Genomic DNA, 22743 nt, shown 5'->3' on the forward strand with positions numbered 1-22743 from the left:
TCAAAAGCTGACTTTGCTATGATGCACGCCAGTTTACTGAGAGTTTTTCGCAATCAGCGCGGAAGCAGGCAAGCATGATCAGACAACGCACATTGAAAAACGTCATCCGGGCCACTGGTGTGGGCCTGCATTCGGGTGAGAAGGTCTACCTCACACTGAAGCCGGCACCGGTGGACACGGGTATCGTGTTTCGCCGGGTTGATCTTGACCCCGTGGTCGAGATCCCGGCGCGTGCCGAATGTGTCGGTGAGACGACCATGTCCACGACCCTGGTAAAGGATGGCGCCAAGGTCGACACGGTCGAACACCTGTTGTCGGCAATGGCAGGTCTGGGTATTGATAATGCCTACGTCGAGCTGAGCGCGGCCGAAGTGCCGATCATGGACGGCAGCGCAGGTCCCTTTGTCTTTCTGATTCAGTCGGCCGGCATCGCAGAACAGGATGCCGCCAAGCAGTTTATTCGGATCAAGCGGGAAGTAACGGTAGAAGAAGATGGCAAAACAGCCACCTTTGTCCCCTTTGAGGGCTTCAAGGTGTCGTTTGGTATCGACTTCGATCATCCGGTTTTCCGTGGCCGCAGCCAGCACGCCTGCGTCGACTTTTCCAGCACCTCGTTTGTGAAGGAAGTCAGTCGCGCCCGTACGTTCGGGTTCATGCGTGACATCGAGTATCTGCGTTCGCAGAACCTGGCGCTCGGTGGCAGTGTCGATAACGCCATTGTGGTGGATGAGTATCGGGTGTTGAACGAAGACGGTCTTCGCTACGAAGACGAGTTCGTCAAACACAAGATTCTCGACGCAATCGGTGATTTGTACCTGCTGGGCAAAAGTTTGGTTGGTGAGTTCCGTGGCTACAAGTCCGGACACGCGCTGAACAACAAGCTTTTGCGTGCGCTGCTGGCAAACAAGGACGCGTGGGAACTGGTTACCTTCGATGACGCAGGTACCGCTCCTATCTCCTATATGCGTCCTGCTGCTGCTGTCTGACAACAGACATCGGCGACACTACTCGTTTCGTTTTATCTTTCGGCCGCCTTCGGGCGGCCGTTTTTATTGGGGCATCGCGCCGCAAGCGACGAGCCGCAAGCCGCAAGCCGCAAGCTTCAAGCTCCAACCCAAAGCCCAAAGCCCAAAGCCCGTGTGTTGGGTCATAAGGTTTTATAACAGTCTGGATTTTTGGAAGGCGTGTGGCGCAATCAGCAAATCAGCCATGAGTCTCGCCAGCTAGCTGTCAGGGCGTAGGCCTCTTCCCAAAGTCCGATGCTTCCACTCAAGCTTCTGGCTTGCAGCTTGCAGCTTGCAGCTTGCAGCTTGCAGCTTGCAGCTTGCAGCCTGCAGCTTGGGCCTCGAGCCTGTCCCTGCGCGCCCAATCAGTGGCTTTCTGATTCGCCGTGGTGCCGCGCCAGGCGATTGAGCGCCGCTTTGAGTGCCGGGTCGCAGACATGCTCGGCAGTCTCTTGCAGGCTGTGACTGGCTACCTTTGAGCGCCTGATAGTGCGAGCAGGTGGTGATTTCTTGACCAGAGGTGGTTGTACCTTGCAATGAATTTTCGTTAAGGTGGCGAATTCGTTGAAAGTCTGCAGGTCCCTGATCAGTCTTTTTTGCTGATAGCGCATCCGCGTAGCCCATTGACTGCTGGTCACTACCAGCTTCAGCACGCCGTTCTCGAACGAGGCAACGCGGCACTGTTCTCGCGCGGCGGGTTCGAGGCGCGACTGAAACAGGGCTTGCAGGCGTTCGAGTTGACGGGACTTCTCCAGCAGCGCGCGGAGCGTGCTGCTGGTTCTTAACAGGTCGGTTGGTCGACGTGCGTCCAGAGGATGGAATGCCATGGGGTCGCTATCAGCCAGGAGTGATGGAGCGGTCATCCTATCAGAACCGCCGTCAGGAATGTTTGGGGTAGTTATTTGAACATCATTATTCTTACCGGGCGCAATGGCGCATCGCGCACGCTGACGCTGGGAGCGCCCTGGGTGTTTGCTGGCGTGTCCCTGTTGTTGGCCTTGCCACTGGTTGCGTCGCTGATAACCTGGCAGTTGATGGCGGGTGGCTCGCCTGAGGTGGCTGCTGCTGAAAACCAGATTCCGCAGTGGCAGCAGGTTCTGCAGGACTATGACACAGACCCGCTGGTCGAAGATGACGGCACTCAGGCGCAGATCGAACGCATGAGTCAGCAGCTTGCCCGTCTGCAAATGCGGCTGACCCGTCTGGATGCGCTGGGTGAGCGGCTGACCGAGTTGGCTGATTTCAATGATGGCGAGTTCGACTTTGGTTCGGAATCCGAGTTCGAATTCGGCATCGGTCTGGATCCGGGGACCGGTATGGGTGGTCCGGAACTGCGCGATGACGACCTCTCCTTCGAGGCACCATCCGACCTGCAGGGGTTGATCGAGCAGTTGTCGGCCCGGGTTGACGACAGGACCCAGCAGTTGCAGCTTCTGGAAGACCTGATGGTCAGCCGGCAGACCGATGTGGATGCCATCCTCGACTTCGTTCCGGTCAGCGTTGGTCATGTATCATCGACCTTCGGGCGGCGTACCGATCCGATTACCGGGCGCCTTTCAATGCATAACGGACTCGACTTTGCAGCGCCGCGCGGGACGCCGATTCATGCGCTGGGCGCCGGTGTTGTGACCTTTGCCGGACGTAATGGCGCTTACGGCAATATGGTCGAAATCAATCATGGCGGCGGTTTGAAGAGCCGCTACGCGCATGCCTCTGTGCTGAAGGTCAGCAAGGGTGATCTGGTACAGAAGGGGCAGGAGATCGCCGCGGTGGGTACCACTGGCAGGTCTACCGGTCCGCATCTTCATCTCGAAGTCTATCGCAACGGCATGGCGGTCAATCCTGCCCGCTTCCTGGCGTTGAAATAACCTCCCCTGACCCTCATATAGGTTGCCTGTCGAAGGCATTTTCGACTGGCGGCCGCCTCCGCCGCGCGGTTTAATGTGCGGCAGAAATCAGAGTAGAATGCCGTTTTCGGGCTGGTCCGGCAGCATGGGACTGGACACGCCACTCATCACATGGATATCTAAGTCGATTATGTTTGCGCCGTTAATGAAAAAGCTGTTTGGAAGCAAGAACGACCGTGAATTGAAGCGAATGGGTAAGGTTGTCGCTGCGATCAACGCCCTCGAAGAAAGCTTGAATGCACTGAGTGATGAACAGCTGAAGGCGAAAACAGACGAGTTCAAGCAGCGCCTGGCCGCTGGCGAGACGCTGGATGCGCTGTTGCCGGAAGCCTTCGCCGTGGTGCGTGAGGCTGGTAAACGTGTGATGGGCATGCGCCACTTTGATGTCCAGCTGATCGGCGGTATGGCACTGCACGAAGGCAAGATTGCCGAGATGAAAACCGGTGAGGGCAAGACCCTTGTTGCCACCTTGCCGGTTTATCTCAATGCGCTGGCCGGCAAGGGCGTTCATGTAGTGACGGTGAACGATTACCTGGCCAACCGTGACGCCAACACCATGCGTCCTTTGTACGAGTTCCTGGGCATGACCGTGGGCGTGGTCGTACCGATGCAGGACCCGGAGCACAAGCGCGCTGCCTATCGCTGTGATATTACCTACAGCACCAACAACGAGCTGGGCTTCGACTACCTGCGCGACAACATGGCGTTCCGGCTGGAAGACAAATTCCAGCGTGAGCCGTTCTTCGCAGTGGTGGACGAGGTCGACTCCATCCTGATCGACGAGGCGCGCACGCCGCTGATCATTTCCGGCCCGGCCGAAGACAGCTCGCGCATGTATGCCACCATCAATAAACTGATTCCCCTGCTCAAGCGCGGCAAGTTGCCGGAGGAAGGGGAAGAGGGCGTTGAAGGTCACTACCTGATTGATGAAAAGGCTCGTCAGGTTGAACTGACAGAAGAAGGTCACCAGTTTGTTGAGGAGCTGCTGGCACGTGAAGGCATGCTCAACGAGGGTGACAGTCTGTATGCGGCCCAGAACCTCGGCCTGCTGCATCACGTTCATTCGGGCCTGCGTGCGCATACCCTGTTCCATCGCAACGTCGAGTACATTGTGCAGAACAATCAGGTTCTGCTGGTTGATGAACACACCGGCCGCACCATGCCCGGCCGCCGTCTGTCCGAGGGTCTGCACCAGGCTATCGAAGCAAAGGAAGGGCTGCAGATCCAGGCCGAAAGCCAGACTCTGGCTTCCACTACCTTCCAGAACTACTTCCGGCTGTATCCCAAGCTGTCTGGCATGACCGGTACCGCTGACACCGAAGCGTTCGAATTTCGTCAGATCTATGGTCTCGACGTGCTTGTTATCCCGACCAACAAGCCGATGGTGCGCAAGGACTACAACGATCTCGTCTATCTCAGCATCGAGGAAAAGTTTGCCGCCATCGTTACCGACATCAAGCACTGCATGGAGCAAGGTCGCCCGGTGCTGGTTGGTACGGCATCCATCGAGTCTTCCGAGGTCGTAGCCAACCTGCTGACCCGCGAGAAGGTGCCGCACAAGGTTCTGAACGCCAAGTTCCACGAGAAGGAAGCGGAAATCGTTGCTCAGGCTGGCCGTCCCGGTGCCGTGACCATTGCTACCAATATGGCTGGTCGGGGTACCGACATCATCCTGGGTGGCAACTGGGAAGCGGAAGTGGCTGCACTGGAGAATCCGACCGAGCAGCAGATCGCCCAGATCAAGGACGAGTGGCAGCTGCGTCACCAGCAGGTACTTGAGGCAGGCGGTCTGCACATTATTGCCTGTGAGCGTCACGAGTCACGCCGTATCGATAACCAGCTGCGTGGTCGTGCGGGCCGTCAGGGTGACCCGGGGTCGAGCCGTTTCTACCTCTCGCTGGAAGATAACCTGATGCGCATCTTCGCCTCTGACCGGGTGAAGAACTTTATGAAAGCACTTGGGATGGAGAAGGGCGAGGCGATCGAGCATCGCATGGTTACCAATGCCATCGAAAAGGCGCAGCGCAAGGTCGAAGGCCGCAACTTCGACATTCGCAAACAGCTGCTTGAGTACGACGACGTTGCCAATGAGCAGCGCAAGGTGATTTACGGTCAGCGTAACTCCATTCTGGCCAGCGAAAGTGTCGAAGAGACTATCAACGCGATTCGCCAAGATGTGGTCAATGATCTGGTCAGTGCACACATGCCGCCCGGCACCCTGCCGGAACAGTGGGATGTTGCGGGGCTGGAGCAGAGTATCGCTTCCGATCTGGGGCTGCACCTGACTATTCAGCAGTGGCTGGATGAGGATGAGCGCCTGAGCGAGCAGGGTGTTGCCGAGCGGGTACTGGAAGCGCTGGTTGCCGCTTACCGCGAGAAGGAAGAACTGGCTGGTGCCGAAGCGCTGCGTACCTTCGAGAAGCAGATGCTGCTGCGCGTACTGGACGATCTGTGGAAAGAACACCTGGCAACCATGGATCACCTGCGTCAGGGTATTCACCTGCGTGGCTATGCGCAGAAGAACCCCAAGCAGGAGTACAAGCGCGAAGCCTTCAATCTGTTCCAGGAAATGCTGGAAACGCTCAAGCGCGACACTATCCGCGTCCTCAGTCACGTCCAGGTTCGTCGCGAAGACCCGGCCGAGGAAGAGGCGCGGCTGCGCCGTCAGGCTGAAGAACTCCAGCGTCGCATGCAGTTCAAGCACGAGGAAGTGAACGCCGTTGCCGATGCTGCAGGGGATCAGGCTGGTGAACCGGAGCAGGCAGGTGCCGCCGCGCCCGTTACCCGTGAAGGCCCCAAGGTAGGCCGCAACGATGCCTGCCCATGTGGCTCCGGCAAGAAGTACAAACATTGCCACGGACAAATTAGCTGAGCCTTCGGCTCAGCAGCTTCAAGCCTTAAGCGGCAAGCTACAAGCAAAACCCGCGCGTTATCGAACCGCGCGGTGTTTGAACCAATTAATAGCGGCAGAGTTTGCAAGAGTGCTTGACGGCTGCGCCGCCCGGCCTACCATTGCTTGCAGCTTGTAGGGGGCGGCCATCCGCCTTGCAGCTTGCAGCTTGCAGCTTGCAGCTTGCAGCTTGCGGCTTGCAGCTTGCGGCTTCTATTTATCTCTTTTCTGGAGTTGTTGATCATGCCTGTCGGTCTTGGCCCGTTGCCTGTGCTGCACCCGGTTCCCGGTTTTCGTCTTGGTATTGCTTCTGCGGGCATCAAGCGAGTCGGTCGTAAGGACGTGGTCGTCATGGAGGCGGCAGAAGGCTCTGCGATTGCCGGCGTGTTCACGCTCAACGCGTTTTGCGCCGCACCGGTCACCCTCTGCCGTCAGCGCATGGGCAATGCTCCGCTTTATCTGCTGGTCAATACCGGCAACGCCAATGCCGGAACCGGCAAGCCCGGCATGGCGGCAGCCGAGCGCACCTGTGAGGCACTGGCCGGTCTGACTGGCGTTTCGCCAGAGCAGGTTTTGCCGTTCAGCACCGGCGTGATTGGCGAGCTGCTGCCCGCCGACAAAATTATTCCGGTGCTGCCTGCAGCCCTCGAAAACCTGTCCGAAGATAACTGGGCGGTCGCTGCCGAAGGCATCATGACAACCGATACCCAGCCAAAAGGCTGCAGCCGGCAGATTCAGATCGCCGGTCAGACCGTGACCATCACCGGTATCTCCAAAGGCGCCGGGATGATTCGTCCAAACATGGCTACCATGCTGGGGTACGTTGCCACCGATGCGCCGGTTGCCCAGCCGGTACTGCAGGCGCTGCTGCGTGAAGCCGCAGATCTGTCGTTCAACCGTATCACCATCGACGGCGACACCAGCACCAACGACTCCTGCATGCTGATTGCGACCGGCAAGGCCGCCATTGCGCCGATCGACAGCACTGAGGCGGCGGGCTACGCCGAGCTGGCTGCAGCGATCAAGGACGTGCTGCTGGTGCTGGCCCAGGCCATCGTTCGTGATGGTGAAGGCGCAACCAAGTTTGTCACTGTTCAGGTCAACGGCGGCGGCAATCGCAACGAGTGCCTGGATGTCGCCTACGCTGTCGCCCACTCGCCCTTGATCAAGACTGCGCTGTTTGCCTCTGACCCGAACTGGGGGCGTATTCTGGCGGCTGTAGGCTATGCCGGCGTACCGGAACTGGATGTCGAGAAAATAGACGTCTACCTGGATGATGTCTGCATTACCCGTCAGGGTGGCCGCGCGCCAGAGTACGTTGAAGAGCAAGGTGCCCGCGTCATGGCGCAGGAAGAAATCACCATACGTATCGAGCTCGGTCGTGGAGACGTCAGCGAGACGCTTTGGACCACGGATCTGTCCCACGAATACGTGCGGATCAACGCCGAGTACCGCACCTGAGCTAATCGTCTCCCGCGCAGGTGTCGGCTGTCAGGTACGCCGACTCGCTGCGTAATCTGCCTACCCGGTTGATGACCAGTCGTCGACCGGGTCGGGTCAGATCTGCCGGGCACAGGTGCAGCGTGCCGGCAAGAAAACCGCCATCCAGCCGTTCCGATTCTCCCAGCGGGTTGTAGCGCAGGTAACGGGCCAGCTCTCCGGTAGCACTGATCTCCGCCAGACCGGCGGCATGATCCTCCTGCAGAAGCTGTTCTTCGGTATCAGGCAGACCGTTGCGGTTCTCATCTACGTATACCCGCCAGCCGGCGTTCCAGTCGCCGTCCGTCGGCGCCATCACCACCGCCACATTACCCGAGATCGCCGCCTCACGTGCCAGACGAATACTGGTGGTCAGCCGGTCGGCCGCGCCATCGAGCCGACGTTGCTCAATCAGCCGGCCAAGTGATGGCGTGCCCAGGCTTATAAACAGGCCGAGGAGTGTGATTGCGACCAGCAGCTCGATCAGACTCAGGCCGCTATTGCGCCTCCGTCTGGCGTCGCGGGTTACTTTTGTATTGGTTTCCATACCTGTCATCCTGATGATATGACCGGTCATCGTCCGGGTCGCGACGTTGACCTTCGCCCTTTTTATAGTGCAGGTCGTACTAGGAGGGTTCTTTGGATGAAATGTGTGAAGGGTTTCACCTTGATTGAACTATTGATCGCCCTGGTGGTGGCTGGCGTGATCCTCGGGTTAGCAGTACCGAGCATGCGCACCATGATGGCGAACAGCTCACTCAGGGCAACCACCGCCGACTTGGCATCAGCGCTGGGGGCGGCAAGAATGCAGGCCCTCAGCATGCGCGCCGACGTGACTGTCAGTCCTGCCGCAGGAGGCTGGGGAAATGGCTGGACTATCGATTACCCCGCTTCATCCAGCGAGCAGGACAAGACCTATACGCCAGAGGAGGGTGTAACCGTTGATCGTGAGGATGATTCAGCCGGCCTGACGTTCTCTGCCCAGGGCGGTATTGCAGGCGGCAGTGCCGAGTTCTCTGTGTGTTCGGCAGATGCCAGCCCGGTAAAGGGATTCACTCTTGAACTGTCCTTTCTGGGCAAAGTGACCCAAACGGAGAAGGGAGATTGCCCATGAATTGCGCAGCCGTTAATGCGCGCCGTCAGCGCGGAGTCGGAATGCTCGAGGTGCTGGTTGCCTTGCTGATTGTTGCGTTTGGGGCCCTTGGGTATGCGGGTTTGCAGCTTACCGCGCTGCGCAACAGCGGTGACGCCAATCATCGCGCCCACGCAGCGATGATTGCCCAGGACGCGATTGAACGCATCAAGGCCAATCCGGCTGAAGCGGAGTATTACGCGAACTCTACCAATTGGCCCGAGAGTGCGGTTGGCGAGAGCGGGGGGCCTGATGACTGGAAAGGTTGCATGGACGAAATCTGTGCATCCAGTGAAATGGCCAGCTGGGATATAAAGCAGTTGGTCTGGGCGGCGTCCTTTAGTTTACCTGGCGGGCGAGTGATGGCGCTGGACTGTGCATTTAATTCGTTGGGTTGCGTAGTAGTCAGCTGGGAAGATCAGGAACCGTCTCAGTGCATCAGTAATACCGGTATTAATACCGCAGATGACAGCAAGTGTCTGGTCATGGAGATATCACTATGAAGCGCACCCAGACGGGCTTCGGGCTTATCGAATTGATGGTTGCACTGGTGCTCGGGCTGATCGCCAGCGGCGTGGCCATGCAGCTGTTGCTGGTCAACAACCAGACCTTTGCACACCAGCGAATGGTTTCCTCGCTGGAAGAAAATGGCCAGTTGCTGCTGCGCTACATGATGTCGGACCTGCGCCAGGCAGGTCGTGGCACATCCACGGACGGCACCATTGCTCCAGTCATTATGGATACCGCATTGCCGGTTCACTCAACCAATGGTGCCAGTGGCGGTAATGACGAGCTGGTCATACGCTACTTCGGTCTGCGTGACTGCCAGGGTACAGGAAACGGTACCGAGCAGGACATCACCAACCACTACTTTGTCAGTGATGAGGGCGTGCTGTCTTGTACCGGAAGCCTGACTCCCGGAACAGCAGTAGCGGAGCTAATGGAAGGTGTCGAGAGCTTTCAGGTGCAGTACGGCATTGATACTGACGCAAACGGCGAGCCCAATGTGACGCAATATGTCAATGCCGGTAGTCAGGGAAGTAACCCGATTGTGGCCATCCGCTTTGCCATCCTAATTGCCGGTGATGGCAACTCTCAGGTTGATGCTACCGCATCAACTTTCTACCTGGCAGATGAGGTAATCAGCATCGCGGCCGATGCGCGACTGAGAAAGGTCTTCGGGTCAACCGTGATGATACGCAACTACGACTGGGACGGTGTGTGATGGCGACGACGCTGAAGGGTGGAAAACAGCGCGGCATAGCGTTGGTTGTAGCCTTGCTGGTGCTGCTTATGGTGTCTGTGCTTGGGCTGTCAGCAATGCGCGCCAGCGTCTTCTCGGCCAAGGTGGCCACCGGGGTGCAGTCAGATGTGATGACGTTCGAGGCTGCAGAGAACGCGATTGTCAGTACATACGACGCACTGACGGCACTGGATAATGAGCAACTATATGCCGCTGTAGATGGCAAGCCGGCAGAATACTGCATGAAGTCATCCGGGATAGCCGAAGGCGCCTGCGGCACTACCGACGCCATGGACGTTCGTGGGCTGCTGAAGTCCGGTTCGTTCAGCTACCTCGACGGCTTTAGCCCTATTGCCGGCTCGCAGGTCAGCTCTACTGGTGGTGCAGGGATATTTGTGGACTATCGGATAAATATGCTGGGTGAAAGTGAGATGGCGACTTATCGCATCGAAAACCATCACCTGCAGGAAACGCTCAAGCGCGGTATCAAACCCGGCGCTGAGATCAATTAGGGAGAGCGTGCACATGATCAATCTGAAAACAGTATTGCGCACCCGACTGCTGGCTTGCTGCCTGGGTCTGGTAATCCCGGTGTTCGCCAACGCGGATGATACAGAGATTTATTTTGCACAAGCCACTGCAGATAACTCAGAAAACCGGGTCGTGGCGAATGTGATGATTATGCTGGATACGTCTGGCTCCATGCGATTTTGTAAAGATGATCCTAATGCCTCGGGTTATGGCTACAACGCACCTTGGTGTCCAGATGCGGATGAGCGTCGTATCAACCTTCTGCAAAATGCGTTGGATGAGCTTCTAGACTCAGTTTCGCCATCGGTGAGAATTGGTATTGGTCGATTTAACTATTCAACTTCAGGTGGCGGTACCGGCCAACTTGGTGGCCGCATTTTGGTGCCTGTTACTGAGCTAAACACTAACACGAAGGCTTTGATTCGGTCACAACTCACTACCCTAAATGATGCGGGTGAGGGGACAGGGTCTGGCTTGCCCGCCAGTGCACAGCCTGTTGGCGATACACCGACTGCGAGAGCCTACTCTGAAGCTGCGCGCTATATGATGGGAATGACGCCAAATTATGGAGAAGATGTTGGGCAAGACTCTGTCTGCGCGTTAGAGGAAGAGGTACAAACGAACTGCCGTGATGAGGTCATTTACGGTGATGCATACCCGGTTTCTGAATGTAATATGAGCTCTAATGAGTATCTCTGTGAGCGTGGAGATTGGCAGGATTTGCCGGATTGGGAGACGTGTGATCTTCGCGACTGGTCCAGCTGTCGTATTAAGTCGGGGTGGTCCAATAGTACTTGGACTGACTGGTCTACTGAGCATGATTGTGACAGGAAAGAAGACTGGTGTGAGAGGCAAGGGCCTAAAGGCAAGCGGGAATATAGGCAAAAGATTTTTCAGAGCAAACAATATTTACGGCGCGATCCTACTGGGGAGACTCAGCGGGTGTGTGATCCGGAAATGCAATGCACTCAGCCTTTGACTATTGTTGAAAATGGTCGTTATGCGACACCAATTAACTCCGCGAACCAGTGTGAGTCGAATCACATCATTCTGTTCACCGATGGTGCGCCCAGTAGCAATGACAAGCCAGGGAGTTTGGGGTTTGTAAATTGTGATGGAGAGAGTTCATATTCCTGTCAGCGTCGTATTGCTCGTTATCTGAATGATCCTACCAACCCGATGTCACGTCCCGTTTATACGCATAACATTGGCTTATATATGGGGGCTAATGAGTCTTCTATGCGCTCTGTTTCGGAGGCTGGAGCCGGGCAGACTTCGAGCGCCGATTCCGCAGATGAGTTGGTTCAGGCGTTTTTGAGTAATTTGGATTTGATTGATGAGCAAGCAAAGTCTATCTCTGCACCAGGTGTTGCGGTCAATACAATGAATCGCTTTCAGCATTTGGATCAACTTTATTATTCGGTTTTCCAACCGTTTGAGAGTAGTTATTGGGAGGGGAATCTAAAACGTTATTCTTTGGTAGATGGCGAAATTCATGGGGCCAATGGCGCCGCGATTGATGCGGATACCGGCTATTTTAGTCAGGGTTCCAGAAGCGTTTGGAGTAGCGTTGTTGATGGGCCTGATGTTACCAAAGGTGGTGCTAGAGAGCATGTCGGTACGCGTAAATTGTTTTATACAGACGCTGACGGAGATCTTGAGAGGTTGGTTTGGTCGAGTGCTCCAGATAATACTTTTTTCGGACTTGGTGCTAACGCTACATCTGCACAGCGTAGCGCTCTATTAAAGGAACTTGGCACTATGTGGGGCGACCCTCTTCATAGTGTTCCTGTCATGGTCAACTACGGAGAGAGTGCTGATAATAATCACGTCTTTGTGTCCACAAACGGCGGAATGCTGCACGCTATTGATACGGAAACAGGTGAAGAGTCTTTTGCGTTCATGCCTTACGAAATTATCAGTCAGGCCCCAAGGTATACCGTTAATCGGCCAAGTCTGAGGGAGGACAATACTCGTCAAACCTATGGGCTTGACGGTAGCTGGGTTGCCTGGCGTCAAGGTGGTCGTAACTCGTTAGATGCTCCAGACGCCGTGTATTTATACGGTGGTATGCGTCGCGGCGGGCGAAATTATTACGCCCTGGATGTGACTGACCCGACTGATCCCGAAATGCTGTGGCAGGTCAGTAATGGTTCAGAGAATCTGGCTGGTCTCGGCCAGACCTGGTCCACTCCGACGCTAACCAGCGTTCCTGACGGCAGCGGCAGCGCAGTGCCGATCCTAGTGATAGGCGGTGGTTACAGTCCGGAGGACCATGACAATGGCGCTGCACGTTCTGATGGGGACCAGATGGGTAATATGGTCTACTTCCTTAATGCTGAGAGCGGGGAGGTGGTATGGTCCGCGGGTGGGCGTGACGACGCGATAGAAACTGTTGATGCCATGAAATGGGCAGTACCCAGCAGTATCGCTGTGGTTGACATCGATTTTGATGGAATCGCCGATCATATGTACTTTGGAGACTTGGGTGGTCAGGTGTTCCGTATTTCTATCAAAAATGACGGAAATCATGTGGTTGATCGCATTGCAAGTCTGGGCGGCAGCTCTGGTAATACACGCCGCCGCTTTTATGAAGCTCCTGCCGTTGGTCTGGTAAAAGCGAATACGGGTAATGAGCTATATGTCGTCATTGGATCTGGGTATCGAGCGCACCCGCTGGATGAAACGGCTACCGATGGTGTGTTTGTGATTCGGGACAGAACAGCACTAAATAGCGGTGTATCTCAATCGCTGGCCACTACAGCGAACCTTACTAATGTAACCGCCGGTGGATTGCCGCTTTCTTCGGATCGAGGTTGGTTTTACACTTTCAGTGAAAGTGGTGAGAAGGCTTTAGCTTCTCCGGTAATCTTTAATGGCCGGATTTTGTTCACAACATATGCACCTACGGCAAACGATGAATCAGATAACGTTTGTGCTGTACGTTTTGGTGCTTCCTATCTTCACACCATTAACTTGATGACTGCGCGGCCGGCGGCGTTGTCCGACGATCTACCGGCCCCTACCAGTCGAAGCCAAAAGCTTGACCAGTCAACGCCTGCACCAACGCCAACCCTCCTGGTTGACGATCAGGGAAGGGTGATTACCATCGTGGGTACTGAAGTCGTAGGCGAAGGCGCGCTGGGTGATCCGCGTCTGCGCAAGCGTCGCTGGATGCAGTTGCCGCCGGACGAGGCAAATACTATCCGCGAGGAGCATTCAGTGCAGGACACAGAGGGTGGGGAGTAAGTGAGCGTGCAAGTGATATCTCGCAAAAGCAGGGGTTTCACCCTGATAGAAGTGATGATTGTGGTCGTGATCATCGGACTGCTGGCGGCTATTGCCTACCCTTCCTACACGGCATACATCGAGCGCGGGTTGCAGCGTGAGGCGCAGGGGCAGATTGTGGAACTGGCCAGTGCGCTGGAGCGCTACCGCAGCAAGAACTTCTCCTATGGGGGGGCAACGGTTGCTGCGCTGGCCCCGGAGCTCAACGCAAACGTCAATTACGGGGTGCAGCTCACTATTCCGGCGGGTAACCAGACCTACCGAATTGTGGCGACTCCGAGGGGGCGGATGGCTGGCACCGATACGCTCACGTGGGACAGCGACGGCACGGCGTCCTGGGAATAGGTGGTATTGCTGGAGCGCCTAGCGGCGCTCCAGCAATACCCCTGATTCCATGTGATGGGTATAAGGGAATTGATCGAACAGGGCGCACCGCACTACGCGGTGCGTTTTTGTAAGTTCCTGCAGGTTTTCGGCAAGCGTTTCAGGGTTGCAGGAAATGTACAGGATGCGGCGGTAGCCTTTCACCAGTTCGAGCGTGGCCGGGTCGAGGCCGGCGCGCGGCGGGTCGACGAATACGGTGCCGAACTCGAAACCGCTCAGGTCGATGCCCTGCAGGCGGCGGAATGGGCGCACGCCGGTCAGGGCCTGGGTGACCTCTTCGCTGGCCAGGCGGACCAGGGTGACGTTTTCAACAGCATTGATCTGCAGGTTTTCCTGAGCCGCACGAACCGAACTTTTTGCCAGTTCGGTCGCCAGTACTCGGCGGAAGCGGGTGGATAGCGGCAATGTGAAGTTGCCGTTGCCGCAGTACAGTTCGAGCAGATCGTCGTCGTTTTCACCTGCGGCATCCAGGGCCCAGCTCAGCATGTGCTGGTTCACTTCGCCGTTGGGCTGGGTGAAGCCCCCTTCGATTTGCTGGTAATGCCACTGGCGACCGGCCACCTCCAATGTTTCCGTCACATGATCCGTCTGCAGTACGCGCTTCTGGCCGCGGCTGCGGCCGATCAGCTGCACTCCCAGTTGTTCGGCCAGTGCCCTGGCTGGTGCGTCCCAGCTGTCATCCAGCGGGCGGTGGTAACACAGGGTAATCAGTGCCTGGTCAGACAGGGTGGTCAGAAACTCGATCTGAAACAGCTTGCGGCCGAGCACGGGATCAGCCTTGCAGGCTTCGAGCAGCGGCATCATTAACGCGTTGATGCGGCGGCTGGCGATAGGCAGTTGCTCGATCAGGATCGGGCTGCGCTTGTCGCCCTGCTCGAACATGGCGTAATACGGCACCCCGGCTTCGTACCAGAGACGAAACTCGGCGCGCAGGCGGAAGTGCTCCCGTGCCGACTCAAACACGTCAGGCTCAGGGGCGCTGAAGGGCGTGAGCAATGCCTTGAGGCGCTCACGCTTCTCGTTGAGTTGCGCGTCGTACTGCTCGGGCTGGAATGCGGTGCTCATCAGTTAAACAGCGCCAGTTTGATCACGAACAACCCCGCCAGGATATACAGGCTGGGGTTCAGGTCACGCCAGCGTCCGGCCAGGACCTTGATCAGCGTCCAGCTGATAAAGCCCAGGGCGATACCGTTGGCGATCGAGAAGGTCAGCGGCATGGCCAGTGCGGTTACCACTACGGGGGCCGCCTCGGTCAGGTCATCCCAGTTGATCTGCACCAGGCCGTGGGTCATCAGCACGGCGACGAACAGCAGCGCTGGTGCAGTCGCGTAGCCCGGTACCGCGGTGGCCAGTGGCGAGAAGAACATGCTGAGCAGAAACAGCAGGGCGACCACGCATGCGGTCAGGCCGGTGCGGCCGCCTGCGCTGATACCGGCAGTAGATTCGATGTAGCTGGTGGTGGTGGATGTGCCAAGCGCGGCGCCGGCCATGGTGGCGGTGCTGTCGGCCATCAGTGCGCGGCCGAGGCGCGGCATCTTGCCATCCGGCTCGACCAGGTTTGCCTTCTGCGCTACACCGATCAGGGTGCCGGAGGTGTCAAACAGGTCAACGAACAGGAAGGCGAAGATCACGCTCAGCAGGCCGACTTCCAGGGCGCCCTTGATGTCCAGTTCAAGGAAGGTGGGTTTCAGGCTGGGTGGCGCGGAGACGATGCCGTTAATGTGGCTCAGGCCAATGATGAAGCTGATGGCCGTGATCAGCAGAATGCCGATCATCACGGCCCCAGTGACCTTGCGATAGGCAAGCGCCACAATCACCGCAAAGCCTGCAGCAGCGAGCAGCGGTTCGGGTTTGCTCAGGTCGCCCAGAGCTACCAGGGTTGCCGGGTGATCAACCACCAGGCCCGCACTTTTCAGCGCGATCAGTGCCAAAAACAGGCCGATACCGGCGGCAATCGCCGAGCGCAGTGGCAGCGGAATGCTGTTGATGATCCACTCGCGGATGCGGAACAGGCTGAGCAGGAAGAACAGAAAACCGGAGAGAAAGACAGCGCCCAGCGCTACCTGCCAGCTGTAGCCCATCGAGCCGACAACGGTATAGCTGAAAAAGGCATTCAGGCCCATGCCGGGGGCCAGTGCAATCGGGTAGTTGGCCCAGAGCCCCATGACCAGCGAGCCGATGGCTGCAGCCAGGCAGGTCGCCACAAAGGCAGCACCGGGGTCAATGCCGGCGTCGGCCATCATCATCGGGTTGACGAAGATGATGTAAGCCATGGTCAGGAAGGTAGTGACGCCGGCAAGTACTTCGGTGCGTACGTTGCTACCGTTTTCGCGCAGTTTGAACAGTTTTTCCAGCATGAGAGGCGGCTTTCCGGTCAGGAGGGCAGAAAGCGACGCATTGTAGCTGATTCGCAGCACCGGGTGAATTTTTGCCGACAATGTGTCAGGCTTGTCGGCCATTTTTTTGCGGAGGCTCCCCATGAGCAACATGATTGATACCGACGAGAAACGCGTCAGCTACGGCATCGGCCGTCAGATGGGCGAGCAACTGCTGGCCAGCAATATTCCCGATCTGGCGTTGGAGCTGGTTGCGGCCGGCCTGAAGGACGCTTTCCAGCAACAGCCCAGCCAGGTGCCTGAGGCAGAGCTGCAGGCAGCGTTCCAGGTGCTGCAGGGCAAGATGCAGGCCGCTGCTGAAGCCGCTGCGGCGCAAGCTGCACAGGCGGGCGTTGATTTCCTGGCCGAGAATGCCAAGCGTGAGGGTGTCGTTACCCTTGAATCCGGCCTGCAGTACGAGGTTGTTACCGCCGGTACGGGTGCAACGCCGGACGCCAGTTCAACTGTTCGTACTCACTACGAAGGCACGCTGATTTCCGGTGAGGTCTTCGACAGCTCCTACAAGCGCGGCCAGCCGGCCGAATTCCCGGTTGGCGGTGTGATCGCTGGTTGGACCGAAGCCCTGCAACTGATGCAGGAAGGTGCCAAGTGGCGTCTGTATATCCCGTCCGAGCTGGCTTACGGCGCTCGTGGTGCGGGTAACAGCATTCCGCCGCACAGCGCGCTGATTTTCGATATCGAGCTGATCAAGGTTCTCTGATTGGTCTGGACGCGGTTCCGCGTCCAACCCGTTGCCGGGCGTGAGCCTAACCCCGGTCCCTGCGTCACGGCATGCCGTGACCGTAGGGTGGTAGCCGTGGGTGTCGGTACATCTGTTGGTCTATACGCGGTCGGTTTGCGGACGCGACATGTCGCGTCCCTACAGATGCATCGTATGACCACGGCACGCAGTGGCCGGGCCACCCCGCTGGGTTTCAGGTGTGGCGCCCTCGGCACGGAGGGGGCCTGCAATCGCTTAGAAGCTGCGCTTGACCGCGAAACGCGCCAGTTGCTCCAGGGCGTCGCGGTAGGTTGATGCCGGCAGGGCGTCGAGCAGCGCGACGGCGCGATCGGCGTGCTCCTGCGCGAGGCGTGCGGTGTAATCCAGAGCGCCACAGTCGGTGACTGCTGCGCGGATCGGTGCGATATCGTCCGTACCACCCTTTTGAATGGCGCTGCGCACCAGCGCGGCCTGCTCTGTGGTGCCGTTGCGCATCGTATAGATCAGCGGCAGCGTGGGCTTGCCTTCAGCCAGATCGTCGCCAACGTTTTTGCCCATCTCGGCAGCGTCACCGCTGTAATCCAGCAGGTCGTCCATCAGCTGGAATGCGATGCCGAGGGCGTCGCCATACTGGCGCAAGGCTTCGGTCTGTTCGCTGCTGGCCTTGCTGAGAATGGCGGCGCTATGGCACGCGGCTTCAAACAGCATGGCGGTCTTGCTGCGGATGACTTCCATGTAGGTGGCTTCGTCGGTATTGGCGTCGCGCACCTTGGAAAGCTGCAGTACCTCGCCTTCGGCAATCACGTTGGTCGCGTTGGCAAGGATGCGCATGACGTCCAGCTCGCCGAGGGCAACCATCATCTCGAAGGCTCGCGAATAGAGGAAGTCACCGACCAGTACGCTCGGCGCGTTGCCCCACAGGGCATTGGCGGTGGAGCGTCCGCGGCGCATGTCGGAGGTGTCCACCACGTCGTCATGCAGCAGGGTGGCGGTATGCAGGAATTCAATGATGGCAGCCAGCTTGTGCTGGTCCGGACCGTGCGCATCGCAGGCTCTGGCGCTGAGCAACACCACCAGGGGGCGCAGACGTTTGCCGCCGGCGCTGATGATGTAATGGCCGATCTTTTCCACGAGGGGTACCCGGGAGTGCAGTTGGTCCAGGATCAGCTGGTTGACCGCAGCAAAGTCTCCGGCGACCGGCTCGTAGAAAGGCAACGTGCTCATTGATTGCAGAATTCCAGAAAAGGTTCCGCGGCATGCTAGGTTGCGGGCCCCAAGCTGTCAAGGAACGCGGGTTTTGCGCGCATTGCGGTGCTTGCTTATTGTCGGGCGGTTGAGTAAAATCCGCGCCCTGAGATAAAGCATCCCTGTTTTGACAATGGCAAGGTCGATTTCGATAGGCGAAGTCACTTGCAGCCATGCCAGCCAATAACCATTCCTCTAAAGCGCTGGGTGAGCAGGATTACGGAGAAAGCAACATGTACGCAGTCATTGTTACCGGCGGCAAGCAATACAAGGTCGCTGAAGGCGAGTTCCTGAAAGTAGAGAAACTGGACGCTGAAACCGGCGCCACCATCGAGTTTGACAAGGTTCTGCTGGTTGCAAACGGCGACGACGTCAAGATCGGTGCTCCGGTTGTTGAAGGTGCCAAGGTGACTGCAGAAGTCAGCGCGCACGGTCGTGGCGATAAAGTTCGCATCATCAAGTTCCGTCGTCGCAAGCACCACATGAAGCGTCAGGGCCACCGTCAGTGGTACACCGAAATCAAGATCACCGGCATCTCTGCCTAAGCTGATTCAGGAGAGTAAAGACTCATGGCACACAAAAAAGCAGGCGGTTCCACGCGTAACGGCCGCGATTCAGAATCCAAACGACTTGGTGTGAAAATGTACGGTGGCCAGGCCATCGTTCCGGGCAACATCATTGTTCGCCAGCGTGGCACCGAGTTCCATCCCGGCAAGAACGTCGGCATGGGCAAGGATCACACTCTGTTCGCCAAGGTCGAAGGTGTGGTCAAGTTTGAAGTCAAAGGCAAGTTCGGTCGTCGTTACGTCAGTGTCGTAACCGCCTGATAAGCCCCAGCTTCTGAAAAGCCCTGTCTTGCGACGGGGCTTTTTTGTTTGTAGCGTATCTTTTCCAATAGCCCGTCCCGCCTGGGAAGGGGAGATAAATGAAATTTGTTGATGAGGTAGCCATTACGGTCAAGGCCGGTGATGGTGGTAATGGCTGCATGAGCTTCCGTCGCGAGAAGTTCATTCCCAAGGGTGGTCCGGATGGTGGAGACGGCGGTGACGGCGGCTCTATCTACCTTGAGGCTGATCCCAATCTGAATACGCTGGTCGACTACCGCTATACGCGCCGCTTCAATGCGCAGCGTGGCGAGAATGGTCGCGGCAGTGACTGTACTGGCGCCAAGGGTGAGGACATGGTTCTCCCTGTGCCGGTTGGTACTACCGTGATTGATGCGGGGACCCAGGAAATCATTGGTGACCTGACCGAGGCTGGACAGCGTCTGCTGGTAGCGCAGGGTGGTTTCCATGGTCTGGGTAATACCCGGTTCAAGTCCAGCGTGAATCGAGCGCCGCGTCAGACTACGCAGGGTTCGCTGGGCGAGCTGCGTGATCTGAAGCTGGAGCTCAAGGTGCTGGCGGACGTGGGTTTGCTGGGTCTGCCGAACGCGGGCAAGAGTACCTTTATTCGCTCGGTTTCTGCGGCCAAGCCGAAGGTGGCTGATTATCCGTTTACCACCATGGTGCCGAATCTGGGTGTGGTCGATGTTGGGCAGCTGCGCAGCTTCGTGATCGCGGACATTCCGGGTGTTATTGCCGGTGCTGCCGATGGTGCGGGTTTGGGGACGCGTTTCCTCAAGCACTTGTCGCGTACGCGCCTGTTGCTGCATCTGGTCGATATGGCGCCGCTGGATCAGTCCGATCCGGTGGAAGCGGTCGAAACCATTATTCACGAGCTGGGCAAGTTCAGTCCATCGCTGACCCTGCGTGAGCGCTGGCTGGTGCTGAACAAGTGCGATCAACTGCTGGAAGACGAGCAGCAGGCGATCCTGGATGATGTGGTCGAGCGTCTGGAGTGGGAAGGTCCGGTTTACGTTATTTCCGCCTCCGAGCGTCTGGGTACTGCGGAGTTGGCCAAGGATGTAATGAACTGGCTCGATGAGCGTGAGCATCGTCTGGTCGAGGATGAGGAATACGCTGCCGAGATGGCTGAGCTGGATCAGCGTATCGAGGATGAGGCGCGTGCCCACATCCAGGATCTGGATGATCGTCGCGCGCTGCGCAAGCAGGGTATTTCGGCGGATGATCTGGATGATGACGACGACGAGGATGACGAGGACGGTCCGGAGATCTTCTACGTCCACTGATTGCTTCGAGTTGTCAGGTGAAGAGTTCCGTGGCGGCCGCCGCTGCTGCCGCGGTTTGTCTTTGGCATTTTGTTGATGGGATCAGCATGCGTGAAAAGGTAACCGGGGCCCGTCGCTGGGTGGTCAAGATTGGCAGTGCGCTGCTGACCGGCGATGGACGTGGTCTCGATCAGGCGGCGATGGCGGTATGGGTTGAGCAATTGGCGGCATTGCGTGCCTCCGGTGCGCAAGTGGTATTGGTGTCTTCCGGTGCGGTTGCGGCCGGTATGAGTCGTCTTGGTTGGTCCGAGCGACCGAAGACGACTCATGACCTGCAGGCGGCTGCTGCCATCGGGCAGATGGGGTTGGTGCAGGCCTGGGAGTCGAGCTTTCAGCGTCACGGGCTGTCCACGGCCCAGATTCTGCTGACCCATGACGATTTATCTGATCGCAAGCGTTACCTGAATGCGCGCAGCACCTTGCGTGCGTTGCTGGACCTGGGCGTTATTCCGGTTATCAACGAAAACGACACGGTGATCACTGACGAGATCCGCTTTGGCGATAACGACACCTTGGGTGCGCTGGTAACCAACCTGGTCGAGGCCGATCTGCTGGTTATTCTGACGGATCGTGACGGCCTGTTCACTGCTGATCCGCGCAGCAACCCGAGTGCCGAGCTGGTGTCGTCGGCGATGGCTGACGATCCGGCGCTGGATGCGATGGCGGGTGGCAGTTCGGGTGCGCTTGGTCGGGGCGGTATGGCGACCAAGCTGCGAGCTGCACGCCTGGCGGCTCGTTCCGGCGCTGCGACTGTAATTGTTGGCGGACGCATTGAGCGGGTGATTGATCGTCTGCATGCGGGAGAATCGCTCGGCACGTTGCTGCTGTCGGAGAAAGGCATGCTTGCAGCGCGCAAGCAGTGGCTGGCCGGGCATTTGCAGACGCGTGGTCGCCTGTTGCTGGATGCGGGTGCGGTCAGGGCGTTGCGTTCCGGCAGAACCAGTCTGTTGCCGGTCGGTGTGACCGCAGTTGAGGGTGGTTTCCGCCGTGGTGAGATGGTGGTCTGCGTGGGGCCTGACGGGCGCGAGGTGGCGCGCGGGCTGGCCAATTACGCGGCGCAGGATGCGGCGCGTATCGCCGGTAAGTCGACCGATGAGATCGCCGGCATCCTCGGTTACATCGACGATCCGGAGATGGTGCACAAGGACAATCTGGTCCTGGTGTGACCGGTGCGGCCACGGCATGCAGTGGCTCTGCATGGCTCAAGTCGTGCTGGTGCATGATATGGCGCGGCTGGATGTGTAACTCATTTGCTCGGCTAGTAGCCATCACCCGTCATTTTGTCACCACCCGTCATTCCTGCGCAGGCAGGAATCCGGTGATGCGTCAGCGCACGTATGGATCCTCGCCTGCGCGAGGATGACTGGGTGGTAGGGCGTCAGGCAGTCGTAGGGCCACGACATGTCGCGGCGGCACTCGCGCACGGATCTGTACTTGCACCTGCACCAACCAACAGTGCACCAATAGCCTTCATTCCTGCACAGGCAGGAATCCAGTGATGCGTCAGAGTACGTATGGATCCTCGCCGGCGCGAGGATGACGGGGTGGTAGGGCGTTGGGCAGTCGTAGGGGCGCGACATGTCGCGGCGGCACTCGCGCACGGACCTGCACTTGCACTTGCACCTGCGCTTGCACCAACCAACAGTGCACCTATAGTCCGTCATTCCTGCGCAGGCAGGAATCCGGTGACGCGTCAGCGCACGTATGGATCCTCGCCTGCGCGAGGATGACGGGGTGGCAGGGGCGTCGGGCAGTCGTAGGGCTACGACATGTCGTGGCCGCACCCGCACCAACCAACCCACAGTGCACCAATAGCCCGTCATTCCTGCGCAGGCAGGAATCCGGTGATGCGTCGGCGCACGTATGGATCCTCGCCTGCGCGAGGATGACGGGGTGGTAGGGGCGTTGGGCAGTCGTAGGGCCACGACATGTCGCGGCGGCACTCGCGCACGGATCTGCACTTGCACCTGCACCTGCACCTGCACCAGCCAACAGTGCACCAATAGCCCGTCATTCCTGCGCAGGCAGGAATCCAGTGATGCGTCAGAGTACGTATGGATCCTCGCTTGCGCGAGGATGACGGGGTGGCAGGGCGTTGGGCAGTCGTAGGGCCACGACATGTCGCGGCGGCACTCGCGCACGGACCTGCTCCTGCACTTGCACTCGCACCAACCAACAGTGCACCAATAGCCCGTCATTCCTGCGCAGGCAGGAATCCGGTGATGCGTCAGCGCTCGTATGGATCCTCGCCTGCGCGAGGATGACGGGGTGGTAGGGCGTCAGGCAGTCGTAGGGCCACGACATGTCGCGGCGGCACTCGCGCACGGATCTGCACTTGCACCTGCACCAACCAACAGTGCACCAATAGCCCGTC

The 22743-nt window shown here is 58.1% G+C and carries 20 protein-coding genes; 15 read left to right on the plus strand and 5 right to left on the minus strand.

All coding sequences use genetic code 11. The annotated features are described in order from the left end of the window. Positions 1 to 74: 74 nt before the first annotated feature. A complete protein-coding gene (gene lpxC / locus ACZ5WQ_RS17840) occupies positions 75 to 986 on the plus strand; it encodes a UDP-3-O-acyl-N-acetylglucosamine deacetylase (protein ID WP_088274837.1) in 912 nt (303 codons plus the stop codon). 383 nt (positions 987 to 1369) lie between these two features. On the opposite strand, the gene ACZ5WQ_RS17845 is transcribed toward lpxC, so the two are convergent. Further along, on the minus strand, positions 1370 to 1831 hold the full coding sequence (locus ACZ5WQ_RS17845) for a DUF721 domain-containing protein (RefSeq protein WP_464383671.1): 462 nt from the start codon (positions 1829 to 1831) through the stop codon (positions 1370 to 1372). 75 nt (positions 1832 to 1906) lie between these two features. Here ACZ5WQ_RS17845 and ACZ5WQ_RS17850 point away from each other — a divergent pair, with 75 nt between their 5' ends. From ACZ5WQ_RS17850 to argJ, 3 genes are all read left to right on the plus strand, one after another. After that, on the plus strand, positions 1907 to 2872 hold the full coding sequence (locus ACZ5WQ_RS17850; protein WP_335600174.1) for a M23 family metallopeptidase: 966 nt from the start codon (positions 1907 to 1909) through the stop codon (positions 2870 to 2872). A gap of 169 nt (positions 2873 to 3041) precedes the next feature. Next, positions 3042 to 5783 carry a preprotein translocase subunit SecA gene (secA, locus tag ACZ5WQ_RS17855; protein ID WP_088274843.1) on the plus strand — a complete coding sequence of 914 codons (2742 nt, stop codon included), beginning with the start codon at positions 3042 to 3044 and terminating at the stop codon, positions 5781 to 5783. Positions 5784 to 6044: 261 nt separating this feature from the next. Then, complete coding sequence (argJ, locus tag ACZ5WQ_RS17860; RefSeq protein ID WP_464382802.1) at positions 6045 to 7262, plus strand: bifunctional glutamate N-acetyltransferase/amino-acid acetyltransferase ArgJ; 1218 nt, start codon at positions 6045 to 6047, stop codon at positions 7260 to 7262. A gap of 1 nt (position 7263) precedes the next feature. On the opposite strand, the gene ACZ5WQ_RS17865 is transcribed toward argJ, so the two are convergent. Beyond that, positions 7264 to 7827 (minus strand): GspH/FimT family pseudopilin, encoded by a 564-nt coding sequence (locus ACZ5WQ_RS17865; protein WP_464382803.1) that lies wholly within the window; start codon positions 7825 to 7827, stop codon positions 7264 to 7266. A gap of 105 nt (positions 7828 to 7932) precedes the next feature. On the opposite strand from ACZ5WQ_RS17865, the gene ACZ5WQ_RS17870 reads away from it, so the two are divergent. Genes ACZ5WQ_RS17870 through ACZ5WQ_RS17895 form a run of 6 tightly spaced genes read left to right on the plus strand, consistent with a single transcriptional unit; the run spans position 7933 to position 13819 of the window. Continuing rightward, positions 7933 to 8394: a GspH/FimT family pseudopilin gene (locus tag ACZ5WQ_RS17870; RefSeq protein ID WP_335600171.1), complete on the plus strand. Its 462-nt coding sequence runs from the start codon at positions 7933 to 7935 to the stop codon at positions 8392 to 8394. 41 nt (positions 8395 to 8435) lie between these two features. Further along, a complete protein-coding gene (gene pilV / locus ACZ5WQ_RS17875; RefSeq protein ID WP_464382804.1) occupies positions 8436 to 8915 on the plus strand; it encodes a type IV pilus modification protein PilV in 480 nt (159 codons plus the stop codon). Beyond that, positions 8912 to 9637: a PilW family protein gene (locus ACZ5WQ_RS17880; RefSeq protein ID WP_285676801.1), complete on the plus strand. Its 726-nt coding sequence runs from the start codon at positions 8912 to 8914 to the stop codon at positions 9635 to 9637. The genes pilV and ACZ5WQ_RS17880 overlap by 4 nt, the downstream gene beginning before the upstream one ends. Then, entirely contained in the window at positions 9637 to 10167 is a 531-nt protein-coding gene (locus ACZ5WQ_RS17885) for a PilX N-terminal domain-containing pilus assembly protein (RefSeq protein WP_285676800.1), read from the plus strand. Before ACZ5WQ_RS17880 ends, ACZ5WQ_RS17885 begins: the two co-directional genes overlap by 1 nt. Positions 10168 to 10180: 13 nt before the next feature. After that, entirely contained in the window at positions 10181 to 13435 is a 3255-nt protein-coding gene (locus ACZ5WQ_RS17890) for a PilC/PilY family type IV pilus protein (RefSeq protein WP_464382805.1), read from the plus strand. A gap of 6 nt (positions 13436 to 13441) precedes the next feature. Then, positions 13442 to 13819, plus strand: coding sequence for a type IV pilin protein (locus ACZ5WQ_RS17895; RefSeq protein WP_464382806.1), 378 nt, complete (start codon positions 13442 to 13444; stop codon positions 13817 to 13819). A gap of 18 nt (positions 13820 to 13837) precedes the next feature. On the opposite strand, the gene trmA is transcribed toward ACZ5WQ_RS17895, so the two are convergent. Both trmA and ACZ5WQ_RS17905 read right to left on the minus strand, forming a co-directional pair. Further along, on the minus strand, positions 13838 to 14923 hold the full coding sequence (trmA, locus tag ACZ5WQ_RS17900) for a tRNA (uridine(54)-C5)-methyltransferase TrmA (RefSeq protein WP_464382807.1): 1086 nt from the start codon (positions 14921 to 14923) through the stop codon (positions 13838 to 13840). Further along, positions 14923 to 16215, minus strand: a complete 1293-nt coding sequence (locus ACZ5WQ_RS17905; protein WP_228245801.1) for an NCS2 family permease — start codon at positions 16213 to 16215, stop codon at positions 14923 to 14925. Before ACZ5WQ_RS17905 ends, trmA begins: the two co-directional genes overlap by 1 nt. Before the next feature lie 121 nt (positions 16216 to 16336). Between ACZ5WQ_RS17905 and ACZ5WQ_RS17910 the strand changes: the two genes are divergently transcribed. Then, the gene (locus ACZ5WQ_RS17910) at positions 16337 to 16954 is read left to right on the plus strand and encodes an FKBP-type peptidyl-prolyl cis-trans isomerase (RefSeq protein WP_464382808.1); all 618 of its coding nucleotides are present in this window, start codon (positions 16337 to 16339) and stop codon (positions 16952 to 16954) included. Between the two features lie 255 nt (positions 16955 to 17209). Here the strand turns inward: ACZ5WQ_RS17910 and ispB are convergent, their stop codons facing one another. Further along, positions 17210 to 18178 carry an octaprenyl diphosphate synthase gene (gene ispB, locus ACZ5WQ_RS17915; protein ID WP_464382809.1) on the minus strand — a complete coding sequence of 323 codons (969 nt, stop codon included), beginning with the start codon at positions 18176 to 18178 and terminating at the stop codon, positions 17210 to 17212. Positions 18179 to 18432: 254 nt separating this feature from the next. Between ispB and rplU the strand changes: the two genes are divergently transcribed. The 4 genes from rplU (at position 18433) to proB (ending at position 21535) form a co-directional block, all read left to right on the plus strand. Continuing rightward, positions 18433 to 18744 carry a 50S ribosomal protein L21 gene (gene rplU / locus ACZ5WQ_RS17920; protein ID WP_088274864.1) on the plus strand — a complete coding sequence of 104 codons (312 nt, stop codon included), beginning with the start codon at positions 18433 to 18435 and terminating at the stop codon, positions 18742 to 18744. Positions 18745 to 18768: 24 nt separating this feature from the next. Continuing rightward, the gene (gene rpmA / locus ACZ5WQ_RS17925) at positions 18769 to 19026 is read left to right on the plus strand and encodes a 50S ribosomal protein L27 (protein ID WP_088274866.1); all 258 of its coding nucleotides are present in this window, start codon (positions 18769 to 18771) and stop codon (positions 19024 to 19026) included. A gap of 98 nt (positions 19027 to 19124) precedes the next feature. After that, complete coding sequence (gene cgtA / locus ACZ5WQ_RS17930) at positions 19125 to 20330, plus strand: Obg family GTPase CgtA (protein ID WP_228245804.1); 1206 nt, start codon at positions 19125 to 19127, stop codon at positions 20328 to 20330. 86 nt (positions 20331 to 20416) lie between these two features. Continuing rightward, the gene (proB, locus tag ACZ5WQ_RS17935; protein ID WP_088274922.1) at positions 20417 to 21535 is read left to right on the plus strand and encodes a glutamate 5-kinase; all 1119 of its coding nucleotides are present in this window, start codon (positions 20417 to 20419) and stop codon (positions 21533 to 21535) included. Positions 21536 to 22743: the final 1208 nt, after the last annotated feature.

It is taken from the genome of Halopseudomonas sp. T1L2, assembly GCF_055397385.1.